Origin of the sequence: Bradyrhizobium sp. CCGB12 (assembly GCF_024199845.1) — a bacterium.
Lineage (GTDB): Bacteria > Pseudomonadota > Alphaproteobacteria > Rhizobiales > Xanthobacteraceae > Bradyrhizobium.
The window spans coordinates 3,531,458-3,545,452 of sequence record NZ_JANADO010000001.1; the positions used below are offsets into that span (position 1 = coordinate 3,531,458).

Annotated in this window: 14 protein-coding genes; 10 read left to right on the top strand and 4 right to left on the bottom strand. The window is 63.2% G+C overall.

All coding sequences use genetic code 11. The annotated features are described in order from the left end of the window. The first annotated feature begins 437 nt into the window (after positions 1 to 437). The 5 genes from NLM27_RS17015 to NLM27_RS17035 all read left to right on the top strand — a co-directional run bounded on the left by NLM27_RS17015 (position 438) and on the right by NLM27_RS17035 (position 4,968). Positions 438 to 1,271: a cytochrome c oxidase subunit II gene (locus NLM27_RS17015; protein ID WP_254144402.1), complete on the top strand. Its 834-nt coding sequence runs from the start codon at positions 438 to 440 to the stop codon at positions 1,269 to 1,271. Between the two features lie 78 nt (positions 1,272 to 1,349). Further along, positions 1,350 to 3,128 (top strand): cbb3-type cytochrome c oxidase subunit I, encoded by a 1,779-nt coding sequence (locus NLM27_RS17020; protein ID WP_254144403.1) that lies wholly within the window; start codon positions 1,350 to 1,352, stop codon positions 3,126 to 3,128. After that, positions 3,125 to 3,829, top strand: a complete 705-nt coding sequence (locus tag NLM27_RS17025; protein ID WP_254144404.1) for a cytochrome c oxidase subunit 3 — start codon at positions 3,125 to 3,127, stop codon at positions 3,827 to 3,829. The genes NLM27_RS17020 and NLM27_RS17025 overlap by 4 nt, the downstream gene beginning before the upstream one ends. Positions 3,830 to 3,843: 14 nt before the next feature. Continuing rightward, positions 3,844 to 4,566, top strand: coding sequence for a heme-copper oxidase subunit III family protein (locus NLM27_RS17030; RefSeq protein ID WP_254144405.1), 723 nt, complete (start codon positions 3,844 to 3,846; stop codon positions 4,564 to 4,566). A 9-nt stretch (positions 4,567 to 4,575) separates the two neighbouring features. Then, on the top strand, positions 4,576 to 4,968 hold the full coding sequence (locus NLM27_RS17035; protein WP_254144406.1) for a cytochrome C oxidase subunit IV family protein: 393 nt from the start codon (positions 4,576 to 4,578) through the stop codon (positions 4,966 to 4,968). Between the two features lie 25 nt (positions 4,969 to 4,993). Here the strand turns inward: NLM27_RS17035 and NLM27_RS17040 are convergent, their stop codons facing one another. The 3 genes from NLM27_RS17040 to NLM27_RS17050 are packed head-to-tail and all read right to left on the bottom strand — an operon-like array spanning position 4,994 to position 8,522. Continuing rightward, positions 4,994 to 6,751: an NAD+ synthase gene (locus NLM27_RS17040; protein ID WP_254144407.1), complete on the bottom strand. Its 1,758-nt coding sequence runs from the start codon at positions 6,749 to 6,751 to the stop codon at positions 4,994 to 4,996. 24 nt (positions 6,752 to 6,775) lie between these two features. Continuing rightward, the gene (locus tag NLM27_RS17045; protein WP_254144408.1) at positions 6,776 to 7,129 is read right to left on the bottom strand and encodes a diacylglycerol kinase; all 354 of its coding nucleotides are present in this window, start codon (positions 7,127 to 7,129) and stop codon (positions 6,776 to 6,778) included. Between the two features lie 4 nt (positions 7,130 to 7,133). After that, positions 7,134 to 8,522 (bottom strand): class II 3-deoxy-7-phosphoheptulonate synthase, encoded by a 1,389-nt coding sequence (locus tag NLM27_RS17050; protein WP_254144409.1) that lies wholly within the window; start codon positions 8,520 to 8,522, stop codon positions 7,134 to 7,136. 180 nt (positions 8,523 to 8,702) lie between these two features. Here NLM27_RS17050 and NLM27_RS17055 point away from each other — a divergent pair, with 180 nt between their 5' ends. Beyond that, on the top strand, positions 8,703 to 9,599 hold the full coding sequence (locus NLM27_RS17055; protein ID WP_254144410.1) for an alpha/beta fold hydrolase: 897 nt from the start codon (positions 8,703 to 8,705) through the stop codon (positions 9,597 to 9,599). A 35-nt stretch (positions 9,600 to 9,634) separates the two neighbouring features. Here NLM27_RS17055 and NLM27_RS17060 read toward each other — a convergent pair whose 3' ends face one another. Next, positions 9,635 to 10,408, bottom strand: a complete 774-nt coding sequence (locus NLM27_RS17060) for a LuxR C-terminal-related transcriptional regulator (RefSeq protein ID WP_254144411.1) — start codon at positions 10,406 to 10,408, stop codon at positions 9,635 to 9,637. A gap of 416 nt (positions 10,409 to 10,824) precedes the next feature. Here NLM27_RS17060 and NLM27_RS17065 point away from each other — a divergent pair, with 416 nt between their 5' ends. The 4 genes from NLM27_RS17065 to NLM27_RS17080 are packed head-to-tail and all read left to right on the top strand — an operon-like array spanning position 10,825 to position 13,951. Continuing rightward, the gene (locus tag NLM27_RS17065; protein ID WP_254144412.1) at positions 10,825 to 12,057 is read left to right on the top strand and encodes an acyl-CoA dehydrogenase family protein; all 1,233 of its coding nucleotides are present in this window, start codon (positions 10,825 to 10,827) and stop codon (positions 12,055 to 12,057) included. Positions 12,058 to 12,085: 28 nt separating this feature from the next. Continuing rightward, positions 12,086 to 12,634 carry an NAD(P)H-dependent oxidoreductase gene (locus NLM27_RS17070; protein ID WP_254144413.1) on the top strand — a complete coding sequence of 183 codons (549 nt, stop codon included), beginning with the start codon at positions 12,086 to 12,088 and terminating at the stop codon, positions 12,632 to 12,634. A gap of 48 nt (positions 12,635 to 12,682) precedes the next feature. Then, the gene (locus NLM27_RS17075; RefSeq protein ID WP_254144414.1) at positions 12,683 to 13,483 is read left to right on the top strand and encodes an alpha/beta fold hydrolase; all 801 of its coding nucleotides are present in this window, start codon (positions 12,683 to 12,685) and stop codon (positions 13,481 to 13,483) included. Between the two features lie 24 nt (positions 13,484 to 13,507). Then, the gene (locus NLM27_RS17080) at positions 13,508 to 13,951 is read left to right on the top strand and encodes a cupin domain-containing protein (RefSeq protein ID WP_166816981.1); all 444 of its coding nucleotides are present in this window, start codon (positions 13,508 to 13,510) and stop codon (positions 13,949 to 13,951) included. Positions 13,952 to 13,995: the final 44 nt, after the last annotated feature.

The window sequence follows — 13,995 nt, forward strand, 5'->3', positions numbered from 1 at the left end:
TGCGAAACGAGCCTAGCCGGACGGAACCCGTCGCGACCCGCTTTCCAAGCATAGTACGCGCTACGGACAGCTGTGCTCACGGTTGGGTGAATTGAGCAGCCGCACAAATTTGTGCGCTGCGCAGCTGACGAGTTCGGCCGACTAAACGCCTTCGCACAGCAACAGAGCCGTCCGCGCCAAATGACCACGAGCATGCGCTATTGACGCCGGGTCCGCCGGGGATCATTTTAAACCTGTAGACGCCCCCAGCTCCGATGAGATTGCCGGTCGCGACGTGGCTTTTCATCGCGCGACCGGTTGAAATGGGCGAGGCAAGAGGCGCGGCGATGGCCGGCATGCCGACACGAGAGCCGACATAGAAAAGTCAGTCACCGCAACAGACGTGAGCTCCGCCCTGGATTCGTATCCGCAGCCTTCGATGGCAAGGATGGATCAGGATGGCTGTCGCACTGATACTGCTTCTGGTCGCGATCGGCTCGGTGCTGTTTCACATCTACAGCCCGTGGTGGTGGACACCGATCGCCACGAACTGGGCCTATATCGACCACACCATCAACATCACGTTCTGGATTACGGGCTTCGTTTTCGTCGCGGTCATCGCCTTCATGGCTTATTGCGTCTTCCGCTTTCACCACAAAGAGGGAAGACGGGCTGACTACAATCCGGAAAACAAAAGGCTCGAATGGTGGCTGAGCGTCGGGACCGGCGTCGGCGTCGCGGCCATGCTGGCGCCTGGCCTCGTGGTCTGGCACCAGTTCGTGACGGTGCCTGCGGATGCCACCGAGGTCGAGGTCATGGGCCAGCAATGGCAATGGAGCTTCCGCCTTCCGGGCAAGGATGGGAAGTTGGGCACATCCGATGTCCGCAACATCGCTTCCGACAATCCGATGGGCCTCAATGGTGACGACCCACATGCACGGGACGACGTCGTGATCGAGAACGGCGACCTGCACCTTCAAGTGGGAAAGCCGATCAAGGTTCTCCTGCGCTCGGTCGATGTCCTCCACGATTTCTACGTGCCCGAATTCCGGGCCAAGATGGACATGGTTCCAGGCATGGTGACGTATTTCTGGATAAAGCCAATCCGAACCGGAACGTTCGATGTTCTCTGTGCGGAACTTTGTGGCGCGGCTCATTATCAGATGCGGGCCAAGGTCATCGTCGACGAAGAGCGTGAATATCACGCTTGGCTGGAGCAGCAAAAAACGTTTGCCGAATTGTCGCCGGCAAAAGCCGTCGTCAAGGCGAGGTACCAATCCGGCGGCAAGTAGCAAGCTGCCGCCGCGACGATAGATCGGGTGCATGAGGCCAACGCCTCACCCCCGATGGAAACGACCGAGGAGGTTTCTATGGTCGATATTCCATATGAAGGGATCGCAGGCACGCCGCCTGCCGAAGTACCTGAGGTCGAACTCTATCATCCGAGGAGTTGGTGGACACGGTATGTCTTCTCGCAGGACGCCAAGGTAATCGCCATCCAGTATTCGCTGACGGCCTCGGCCATCGGGCTGGTGGCCCTGGTGCTGTCGTGGCTGATGCGGCTGCAACTTGGATTCCCCGGCACCTTCTCTTTCATCGATGCCAACCAGTATCTCCAGTTCATCACCATGCACGGCATGATCATGGTGATCTATCTGCTCACCGCATTGTTCCTGGGCGGCTTCGGCAACTACCTGATCCCGCTGATGGTCGGCGCCCGGGACATGGTCTTCCCTTATGTGAACATGCTGAGCTACTGGATCTATCTGCTCGCAGTCCTGGTGCTGGCGTCGACATTCTTCGTGCCCGGCGGCCCCACCGGGGCCGGCTGGACGCTCTACCCGCCACAAGCGATCCTCTCCGGAACGCCCGGGCAGGATTGGGGCATCATCCTCATGATGTCGTCGCTGATCCTGTTCATCATCGGCTTCACCATGGGCGGGCTGAATTACGTGGTCACGGTGCTCCAGGCGCGTACCCGCGGCATGACGTTGATGCGCCTGCCCCTGACGGTGTGGGGCATTTTCACCGCGACCGTCATGGCGTTGCTGGCATTCCCTGCACTCTTCGTTGCCTCGGTCATGCTGCTGTTCGACCGTTTGCTGGGAACCAGCTTCTTCATGCCCTCCCTCCTGGAGATGGGGCAGCTGTCGAAACATGGCGGCGGCAGCCCGCTGCTCTTCCAGCACCTGTTCTGGTTCTTCGGCCACCCCGAGGTCTACATCGTCGCCCTGCCCGCCTTCGGCATCGTCTCCGATCTGATCAGCACGCATGCGCGCAAGAACATCTTTGGTTACCGTATGATGGTCTGGGCAATCGTGGCCATCGGCGCGCTCAGCTTCATCGTGTGGGCGCACCACATGTATGTGAGCGGCATGTTCCCGCAGTTCGGGTACTTCTTCGCCACCACGACGCTCATCATCGCCATCCCCACGGCCATCAAGGTCTACAACTGGGTGCTGACGCTGTGGCGCGGCGACATTCATCTCAGGGTGCCGATGCTGTTCGCGCTCGGCTTCATCATCACCTTCGTCAATGGTGGGCTCACCGGCCTCTTCCTCGGCAACGTCGTCGTCGACGTACCTCTCTCGGATACCATGTTCGTGGTCGCGCATTTCCACATGGTGATGGGCGTGGCGCCGATCATGGTCGTGCTCGGCGCGATCTATCATTGGTACCCCAAGGTCACCGGGCGAATGCTGAACGATGCCCTGGGCAAGTTTCACTTCTGGGTCACATTCCTCGGCGCCTACCTGATCTTCTTCCCCATGCACTATCTCGGACTGCTCGGGGTTCCGCGCCGGTATTTCGAACTCGGCGACACGTCGTTCATCCCGACCTCGGCCCATTCACTGAACGCCTTCATCTCCGTGGTGGCCCTGACCGTCGGCTTCAGCCAGATGGTGTTCCTGTTCAATCTTGCCTGGAGCCTGTTCAAAGGTGAGGCCTCGGGCGGCAATCCCTGGCGGGCGACGACGCTGGAGTGGCAGACGCCGGAGACACCGCCCGGGCACGGCAATTGGGGCAAGGAGCTCCCGATCGTCTACCGCTGGGCCTATGACTACAGTGTGCCTGGCGCCGCGGAGGACTTCATTCCGCAGAACCAGCCACCACGCGCGACGCAGCTCGTTCAGGGAGCGGCTTCGTGAGCGCCGTCATCCTGTTCCTGGTTGTGCTTGCGGGGATCGCCGGATGGTGGCTGTCGCAGCAGCGGCTGGCCGCCAAGCCCTGGCTGGAGGAAGGCCCGGTCGGTGACTTCCCCGGCGGCGATGGCATGACCTGGCCGGCAGCGAAGGTCGGACTTGGCGTGTTTCTCGCTGTCGCGAGCGCATTATTCGTCCTCTTCATCAGCGCCTACTCGATGCGCATGAGCGTGGTGGACTGGCGGCCACTGCCGGTACCGCGGCTGCTGTGGGTCAACACGAGCATCCTGGTGCTGAGCAGTGTCGCGCTGCAATGGTCGTACGTGGCCGCTCGGCGACACGATACTGAGAGTGTCATGATCGGTCTGCTCGCTGGCGGAGCATCTGCCGTGATCTTCCTCGCCGGACAGCTCCTGGCCTGGCAACGGCTCGCGGCTGCCGGATATTTCGTAGCGTCCAATCCGGCGAATTCCTTCTTCTACCTGTTGACCGCGGTGCACGGCCTGCATCTGACGGGCGGTCTGGTGGCCTTGGGCCGAACCTCAGCCAAGATGTGGCGTGGCGCCGCGATCGCCGAGATGCGATTGAGCGTGGAACTGTGCGCCATCTACTGGCACTTCATGCTGCTGGTCTGGCTTATCCTGCTCGGTCTTATCACGGGCTGGACCGATGATTTCGTCAACATCTGCCGCCAATTGCTGAGCTAGGGAGGCGAGACCAGATGGCTGAGACCGTGCTGACAAATTCGGACCAATCGACTGCGCGGCTTGACGGCTGGCGTGGCATCGCCGCCGACTGGGCGTCAGATCAGCGCGCCTTCAAGAACGTGTCCTGGGGCAAGGCCATGATGTGGATCTTCCTCCTCAGCGACACCTTCATCTTCAGTTGCTTCCTGCTCTCCTACATGACGGCGCGCATGTCGACGACCGTGCCGTGGCCGAATCCCAGCGAAGTCTTCGCCCTCACTATCGCGGGCCACCACATTCCCCTGATCCTGATCGCCATCATGACGTTCGTCCTGATCAGCAGCAGCGGAACGATGGCGATGGCCGTCAATTTCGGCTACCGCAGGGATCGCGTGAGAAGCGCAATCCTGATGCTCGTCACGGCGGCATTTGGCGCAACATTCGTCGGAATGCAGGCGTTCGAATGGACCAAGCTGATCATGGAGGGCGTTCGACCCTGGGGCAATCCATGGGGCGCGGCGCAGTTTGGCTCGAGCTTTTTCATGATCACGGGTTTCCACGGCACTCACGTGACGATCGGCGTGATCTTCCTGATCGCGATCGCGCGAAAGGTCTGGCGAGGAGACTTCGATGTCGAACGGCGCGGCTTTTTCACAAGCCGCAAGGGCTATTACGAGATCGTCGAGATCACCGGGCTGTACTGGCACTTCGTCGACCTCGTGTGGGTGTTCATCTTTGCGTTTTTCTATCTTTGGTGAGGTCGGAGCATGGCAAACGCGGCAATACATATGGAAGAACAGCTCCACGCACCGGCGCATGGCGCAGTCGCAACGGGAGCCGTTCACGCCAAGGGTCAACAGCACCCGATCAAGCTGTACCTCGTGGTCTGGGGCTGGTTGTTCGTCCTCAGCACGTGCTCCTACCTCGTCGACTACTTTGGCCTGCATGGCTATCTGAGGTGGTCGCTGATCCTGCTGTTCATGATGTTGAAGGCCGGCCTGATCGTCGCCGTCTTCATGCACATGGCCTGGGAGCGACTGGCCTTGGCCTATGCCATCCTGCTGCCGCCGATCGCGGTATTGGTATTTGTGGCGATCATGGTGCTCGAATCCGAATACACCCACTTGCTTCGGGTGCTGTTCTTCGCAACCCCATCATAGGGCCGCTGTCGCTCAAGACTGGAGTTCAGCCCTCGAACGCGTCGATCGATGCCTTGCTGCCGCGCGAGACCAGCGTCTCGTCCGCCGCGGGCAACGGCTCACCCCTGTCGCGAAAGCGGTTGGTGATGGGATAGCGACGGTCGCGGCCGAAATTCCTGGCCGTCACCTTCACGCCGGGCGCAGCCTGGCGGCGCTTGTATTCGGCGACGTTGAGCAGATGGTCGATGCGGGTGACCGTGTCGCGGTCGAAGCCGGCAGCGATGATCTTGTCGAGCGGCTCCTCGCGTTCGACCAGGCGCTCCAGGATCGCATCGAGCATGTCATAGGGCGGCAGTGAGTCCGCATCACGCTGGTTCTCACGCAACTCCGCGGTCGGCGGACGCGTGATGATATCGGGCGGAATGACCTCGCCGGCGGGACCGAGCGCCCCCTCCGGCTTCCAGCTGTTGCGCAAGCTCGCCAGGCGAAACACCTGTGTCTTGTAGATGTCCTTGATCGGGTTGAAGCCGCCGTTCATGTCGCCATAGAGCGTGGCATAGCCGACCGACATTTCCGACTTGTTGCCCGTGGTCACCACCATGAGGCCGATCTTGTTGGAGATCGCCATCAGCAGCGTGCCGCGGGTGCGGGCCTGAAGGTTCTCCTCGGTGATATCAGGCGGCAGGTTCTTGAAGATGTCGGACAAAATGGTCTCGAACCCGGTCACGGCTTCGGCGATCGGCAAAACCTCATAACGGATGCCGAGATGGCCGGCGAGCTCGCCGGCGTCGGCGATCGAGTGTGGTGCGGTGTAGCGATACGGCAGCATCACGCCATGCACCTGGTCGGCGCCGAGCGCATCGACCGCGATCGCCGCACACAGCGCGGAATCGATGCCGCCGGAAATGCCGAGCAGCACACCCGGAAAGCCGTTCTTGGCGACGTAATCGCGCAGGCCCAACACGCAGGCGGCGTAGTCTGCCTTGTCGCCCTCGGGCTGTTCGGCGATCGGCCCGGTGCAGCGCCAGTCGTCGCCGTTTCTGGTGAAGCGCAGCGTGACGACGCTCTCTTCGAACGCCGGCAATTGCGCTGCGAGCGAGAGGTCGCCGTTGAGCGCGAAGGAAGCGCCGTCGAAGACAAGCTCGTCCTGGCCGCAGACCTGGTTCAGATAGACCAGCGGCAGGCCGCTTTCGGTGACGCGCGCCACCGCGACCGACAAGCGTACGTCGTTCTTGTCGCGGGCGTAAGGTGAGCCGTTCGGCACCAGGATGAGCTCGGCGCCGGTCTCGGCCAGCGTCTCGACCACGTTCTCGTAGTCCTCGGACTCCTCCAGCCAGATGTCCTCGCAGATCGGCACGCCGATGCGCACGCCGCGCACGGTGACCGGCCCTGCGGCCGGCCCACGCGCAAACAGTCGCTTCTCGTCGAACACGCCGTAATTCGGCAGATTGCATTTGAAGCGCAGCGCGGAGATACGGCCGCCGTCAAGCAGCGCGCAGGCATTATAGAGCCTGCCCTCCTCGACCCAGGGCGTACCGACCAGCATGGCCGGACCACCATCCGCGGTCTCGCGCGCGAGGCTCTCGATCGCGGTGCGGCAGGCGGCCTGGAACGCCGGCTTCTGCACGAGATCCTCCGGCGGGTAGCCGGCGATGAACAACTCCGGAAACAGCACGAGATCGGCGCCCTCGGCGATAGCCTGCGCGCGAGCAGCCCGCGCCTTGGCCGCATTGCCTTCGATGTCGCCCATGGTCGGATTGAGCTGGGCAAGCGCGACCGCGAATGCGTTGAGACGTTCGGTCATGGCCGCTCTGGTCCGATCCCTTGGCTAGACGAAACCCAACCGCTCGACGATTGCGATGATCCAGAACGCGCCGGCCATCAGCAAGGCAACGCCGACTGCGGCCGAGCCCATGTCCTTGACCCGGCCGATCTGCTTGTCGTGGTCCATGGTCAGCCGGTCCGCGAGCTTCTCGATCGCGGTGTTGAGCAGCTCGACCGTCAGCACGAACGCAACCGAGCAAACCAGCTCGACCGCTCGCATCGCGGTCGCGCCAACGAACCACGCCAGCGGCACCGACAGCAGGAGCGCAAAAATCTCCTCGCGGACGGCCTGCTCCGAGCGGAACGCAAAGGCCAGACCGTTGCGGGAATTGATCGTGGCCTTCCAGATCCGCAGCAAGGTCTTAGAGCCCCGCTGCGGCCGGCATCGGCTTGGCCTTGCCGGCGCGCTCCTGCTTGAGCAGCTCGGCGATCAGGAAAGCCATGTCGATGGATTGCTCGGCATTGAGGCGGGGATCGCAGACCGTGTGGTAGCGGTCGTTGAGATCCTCGTCCGTGATCGCGCGGGCGCCGCCGAGGCATTCGGTGACGTCCTTGCCGGTCATCTCCAGATGCACGCCGCCGGCATGGGTCCCTTCGGCGGCGTGGATGGCGAAGAACGACTTCACCTCGGACAGGATGCGGTCGAACGGCCGCGTCTTGTAGCCCGACGTCGAGGTGATGGTGTTGCCATGCATGGGATCGCAGGACCAGACCACCACCCTGCCCTCGCGTTGCACCGCGCGGACCATGTTGGGCAGATGCTCGCCGACTTTGTCCGACCCGAAGCGACCGATCAACGTCAGCCGGCCCGGCTCGTTGTCGGGGTTGAGCACGTCGATCAGCTTCAAGAGCTCGTCGGGCTTGAGCGACGGGCCGCATTTGAGCCCGATCGGGTTCTTGATGCCGCGGAAATATTCGATATGGCCGTGATCGAGCTGGCGGGTGCGGTCGCCGATCCAGATCATGTGGCCCGAGGTCGCGTACCAGTCGCCGGTGGTGGAATCGACGCGGGTCATGGCCTGCTCGTAGCCGAGCAGCAGCGCCTCGTGGCTCGTGTAGAAATCGGTGGCGCGCAGCTCGGGATGGGCTTCGAGATCGAGGCCGCAGGCACGCATGAAGTTGAGCGCGTCCGAGATGCGGTCGGCCAATTCCTTGTAGCGGCGGGACTGCGGGCTATCCTTGAGGAAGCCGAGCATCCACTCATGCACGCTGCCGAGATTGGCGTAGCCGCCGGTCGCGAAGGCGCGCAGCAGGTTCAGCGTCGCGGCCGACTGGCGATAGGCCATCAGCTGGCGCTGCGGATCGGGCACGCGCGCTTCCTTGGTGAAGGCGATGTCGTTGACGATGTCGCCGCGATAGCTCGGCAGCTCGACGCCGCTCATTTTCTCGGTCGGCGACGAGCGCGGCTTTGCGAACTGGCCGGCGATGCGGCCGACCTTCACCACCGGGACGGCGCCGGCATAGGTGAGCACCACCGCCATCTGAAGCAGCACGCGGAAGAAGTCGCGGATGTTGTTGGCGCCGTGCTCGGCAAAGCTCTCGGCGCAGTCGCCGCCCTGGAGCAGGAAGGCTTCGCCCGTCGCAACCCGGCCCAAGGCCTTCTTCAGATTGCGCGCCTCGCCGGCGAACACCAGCGGCGGAAAGGTCGCAAGCTGCGCCTCGACGTCGGCGAGGGCCTTGGCGTCGGGATAGTCGGGCACCTGTAGCACCGGCTTGCTGCGCCAGGACTCGGGCGTCCACCGCTCGGACATCGCAATCTCTCCGTGAAGCAAAAAGTGCAACCTGATCTGTGGGTTGCGAGGGCCGCCTTATACACAGGCTGGCCGCGGCCCGCCAGTTGTAAATCCATTCGGGACGGCAAACCCTTGCGGGGAAAGCCAAATTCGCATTTGGTGGGAGCGGCAAGGAAACTGGCAGGATACCTTGTGCCCATGGACGCGGCACTGGACGACGTTTTCATCGACGAGATCAGCTTCCCGGCGACCGACGGGTATGGGCTGACCGGCACCCTGTTCCTGCCACGCGGCACCAAGCGCCATGCCGTGCTGATCAACTCGGCCACCGCCGTCCCGCGAAAAATCTATCGCGGCTTTGCCTCCTATCTCGCCCATCGCGGCTGCGCGGTCCTGACCTACGATTATCGCGGCATCGGCGATTCCCGGCTGCCGGCGATGGTCGGCTACAACCGGCCAAAATCGCTGGTCGGCTTCAAGGCCTCGATGTCCGACTGGGCCGCCCTCGACGTCACTGCCGCCGTGGGCTGGATGCGCGAGCGCTATCACGAGCTGCCGCTCGCCTATGTCGGCCATTCCTTCGGCGGCCAGGCGCTGGGGCTGATCGCGAACAACACGGAAATCTCGCGCGCCGCATTCGTGGCCTCGCAGGCCGCGACCTGGCGGCTGATGACCTCGCCGGAAAAATATCGCGTCTTCGCCTTCATGAACTTTGTCGGCGTGCCGCTCGCCCACGCCCTCGGCTACGCGCCCGGCTGGGCCGGCATCGGCGAGGATTTCCCCAAGGGCGTTTTCCTGCAATGGGCAGAGTGGGTCTCGAGCCCGCGCTATCTCTTCGATTCAAAACTGCCGGCGCTGGATAATTTCGCGAACTTCAAGGGCGAGCTGCGCGCGCTGTGCTTCTCCGACGATCCCTGGGCGACGCGACCCGCGGTCGAGCTGCTCACGAGCGGCTTCACTGCGATCGAGCCGGAAGTGCTCAATGTGAAACCGTCCGAAGTCGGCGCCAAGGCGATCGGCCATTTCGGCTTCTTCCGCCCCGAGCACCGCGACACGCTGTGGCGCGGCTTGGCGGAATGGATTCAGGGAGACTGACGGCGACGCAAGGGATTGCCCGCGCTTTTCGTCGCCTATTGCCGGCTCGTCGTGCTCAGCAGGAAGGCCGCCAGCTCGGTGCGATTATGCGCTCCGAAGCGGCGACACAAATTTGCGACGTGCTCCTTCACGGTCTGATCCGAGATCCCCATCTCACGCGCGATCTCCTTGTTGGTTTGGCCGCGACAGACGCGAATGGCGACGTCGGCCGAACGCGGCGGAAGCGACGCCGAAAGCGTCACGGCCCGTTCAGGAACCGGGATGGCGCCACGATACGTCTCGATCTCGCCCGCATTCGTCATATTGGTCAAAGCGAGCGAACCGGCGCGGCACAGCATTTCCATGCGCTGCCGCGTCCGCGGCGTGTAGGGCGCGTCGGTCGTCGCGGTGAACAGCACGCCGACGATCTTGCGGCTGGACCATAGCGGCGCCCCCATGTTGTAGGCAAGGCCCCATTCGTGCAGCATTTCGAAGGATGGGCTGTGTCGCCACTGCTGCGGGCCGATCACGGTTTCGCCGTCGGCCGCGCAGCCCCTGGTCATGATGCAGTCGAGCACGGGATCACACTTCCAGAAGCCGGCCTTGTAATTGTCGAGCAGACCTTCCGCGACGTGACTGCTGTAGGCCAACTCGGGCTTGAGCCCGTCGAGCAGATAGAGACCAACGGTCGGCGATCCCGTCATTTCTGCGATCGCAGAACAGCAGGCAATGCCGAGCGAGCGTACAGACCGGCTCTCGGCGATCGACATCAGCCGATCTGCGAGCTGCCGCTCGGGCAGACCATCCAAATGCTCCTGCTCGGCTCTCACCACCGCTCCTTGCGAGATCGTGTCGTGCCCGAAGCGCCGACGCGGAATTGCCGATTATTATAAGCCTAAAATTTCTTCCTTGCCTGTTGCTTGGTCAAGCGGAAAGAAGCGTCAAAGCCTCGTTCTAACGGCTCAGCTTTGCGGCAGCGCACCATTATCGCCCCCCCATCATGGGGGATTGCCGGTTTGCCTGCCTCGTCTCTAGCATTCAACGATCGTAATCGCGCAACGACGTTTGCGCGGTTCCGACGGGGACACGTCGACGCCATCGCAAGCCGTTCATCGCACGCGCCAACCGCATTGGCGCGCGGCGGAATCGTTTTGCAAAAAGCCGGCCCGTGTTCCCACCGATCCGAGCCTTCCCGCCGCCGTCAATGCACGCGGGTGGCAAACAGCCTGACGTGGAGACATCGACCATGAGCCCTTCTGTGCAGCGCGCCGCAAAGTCCACCGCAACGCCGACGGTGGCCGAATTTCATGCGCGCCTCGACGCCCTGCTGCCATTGGTCGAATCGAGGGCCGCCGAGGCCGAGGCGCAGGGCTATCTCACCGATGACGTGGTGGCCGCGCTGCGCAAGGCCGGCATCTACAACATGTTGTTTCCCAAGGAGGTCGGCGGCGCCGAGCTTCTTCCCTACGACGCCATGACCGTGATCGAGCGACTTGCCTACACCCACGCATCCGCTGGCTGGTGTGCGATCGGCTGCAACATGGAAGGCACGACACTCGCCATCTACATCGAGGACGAGGGCATAAGAAAAGTCTTCGCTGGCGGTCCCGATATCATCATTGCCGGCAACGGCGTTCCGCGCGGTTTCGCCCGCCCGGTCGAAGGTGGTTACATGATCCGTGGCAACTGGGCCTATGGCAGCGGCATCCAGCATGCCGAGTGGGTGCATTCCGGCTGCTTCGTGACGGACGCATCCGGCAAGGACATGGTATTCGGCCCAAACGGTCAGCCCAAGATCGTCGTAACCCACCATCCGCGTTCGACGATCAAGCTGATGGGCAATTGGGACGTGCTCGGCCTGCGCGCGACCGGAAGTTTCGACTATACCCTGAGCGAAGGCAACGAGCTGTTCGTGCCGACCCACATGACCTACGACTTCGACATCGGCGCGCCCAGGCGCGGCGGTGTGCAGGGTGCTCTGGGACTGGCCGGCTACAGCGCCTGGTCGCATTCGGCCTGGGCGGTCGGAACTGGACGCCGCATGCTCGACGAACTCGTGAAGGTGATCGTCCAGCGCCAGGACCCTTTCGGCAAATCGTGCGAGAGCGCGAGTTTCAAGTTCCAGTTCGCGCAGGCCGAAGCGCGCTTCCGCGCGGCGTGCGCGCTGGTGCACGAAACCTGGAAGGAGGTCTCGGAGACCTGCGCCAGCGGCGAAACTCCGTCGCTGGACCAGATGACCATGATCAAGCTGTCGCTGCGCCATATCCACGACGTGCTGTCTGATGTCGGGACCTTCGCGCACCGTGCTGCCCGAGGCGCCTCGCTGCACAACACGCCGATGCAGCGATTCTATCGCGATATCCACTCTGGCACCCAGCACATCCTGATGGCCGACCAGATCGTCGAAGAATGCGGCCGCGCGCTGCTCGGTCTCCCCGGCCCCGGTGCGCAATGGACCGTGTTCGGGGTCACGGGCTGAGCGCGCGGCCAGGCATGAGGGCGTGAACGTGAGGACATCCCGCATCGTTGGTTTCTGCGGTAATAGTTGGCGACCGGCGAAGTCGCGCGTGCTGGTGGAAGCCGTCGCGGCTGACCTGCTCGGGCGGCATGGACTCAAGACCGACGTCATCGACCTCGTCGATGCCGGCTCAGGCATAGCCGCCTTTACCCGCATCGGCCTCGACGGCCAGGCCCGCGCCGTCGTCGAGGCGATCGAGCAGGCCGACGGCCTCGTGATCGGCTGCCCGGTGTACCAGGGTTCTTATCCCGGCTTGTTCAAGCACGTATTCGACCTGATCGAACCGGGCGTGCTGCGCAATCGGCCGGTGCTGCTCACTGCCGTCGGCGGCGGCCTGCGCCACTCCCTGGTGGTCGAGCACCAACTCCGTCCACTGTTCGGTTTCTTCGAGGCTTGCACCATCTCGACCGCGATCTACGCCAGCAGCGGCGAGTTCGGACCGGACGAAGCGTTCTCCCCAATGATCGCAGCACGGCTAGCCAATGCCGTCGAGCAGTTCGCCATGCTTCTCAACGGTCGCCAGGCGAACGCCGCATGAGATTCCTTCGCATCACACGACCTGCCGACCTCAACCGGAGATGGCGCCATGCTTGATACCGTCAAACCCTCGCCCGATCTCACCGGCTTCACGCGCGCGGAGTACGACATCAACGGGGTGCGGACGGTCGTCCACACGATCGGAAGCGGTCCGGCGCTGGTGTTCCTGCACGGCACCGGCACCTTCACCGGCTTCGAGATGGCGCGCGACTGGGCGAAGCGGCACACCGTGATCATTCCCTATCACGCCGGCTTCGGCGACTCCGGTGATGCCGATGCGATCGACACGATCGAGGATCACGTCCTCCACTATATGGATCTGTTCGACAAGCTCGCGCTTGCGCAGTTCGACCTCGCGGGCTTCTCCCTAGGTGGATGGCTCGCCGCAGAGTTCGCGATCCGCCAGCCGCAGCGCGTGCGCAAGCTGGTGCTGGTCGCGCCCGCCGGCCTCGTGGTGCCGAACGCACCGGCACCGGGATTGTTCGAGATCGCGCCGCAGGAATTGCCGGCCTATCTCGCGCACGATCCGGCTGCGGCGCTGCGTTACTTCTCGAAGGCGCCCGATCCCAGCTTCGACGCGCGCCTGGGGCGGGAGGTCACGGGCTTTGCCAAGCTGATCCGCAGCGACCCGCAGGGCAATCCCAAGCTTGCGAACTGGCTGCATAGGATTGCGATGCCGACGCTGGTGTTGTGGGGCGCGGCCGACCGGCTGCGTCCGACGGCACAGGCGGCCGCCTGGAGGGCCGGCCTGCCCGACGCCCGCGTGACGCTGGTGCCGGCGACGGGCCATCTCGTCTTCGAGGAGACGCCCGCTGCCGCGCAACACGTCATCGACTTCCTTGCCGATTGAATCCCCACAAGAGAGGACACAAGCATGATCGAGATGCCCCCGGGCGTAACCCCTTCCAAGGAAGGCTTCGGCAATATCGTCTGGAACATTCTGGGCCAGACCTACACGCTCAAGCAGCACTCCGAGGCCTCGATGGCCTGGCACGCCGTGTTTCCGGACGGAACCTTCGTGCCGCCGCACGTGCATCCGACCCAGGACGAGTTCGTCTATGTGCTGACCGGCCGTTACGATCTCTGGCTCGATGGCAAAGATTTTGTCGCCAAAGCCGGCGATCTCGTGCGCATGCCCAAGGGCATTCCCCACGGCATCTTCAACAAGTCGGGCGAAACAGCGACGAGCCTGTTCTGGGTGGCGCCAACGCGCTCGCTGAAGGAGCTGTTCGAGCGCATCCATAACCTCCCTGATCCGCAGGAGGTCGTGCGCCGCGCCGCCGAGCACGAGGTAAATTTCCTGCCGCCGCCGACCTGACGCTGCGCTTGCACTCCGACGATACGCATCCCCGCAAGGACCAA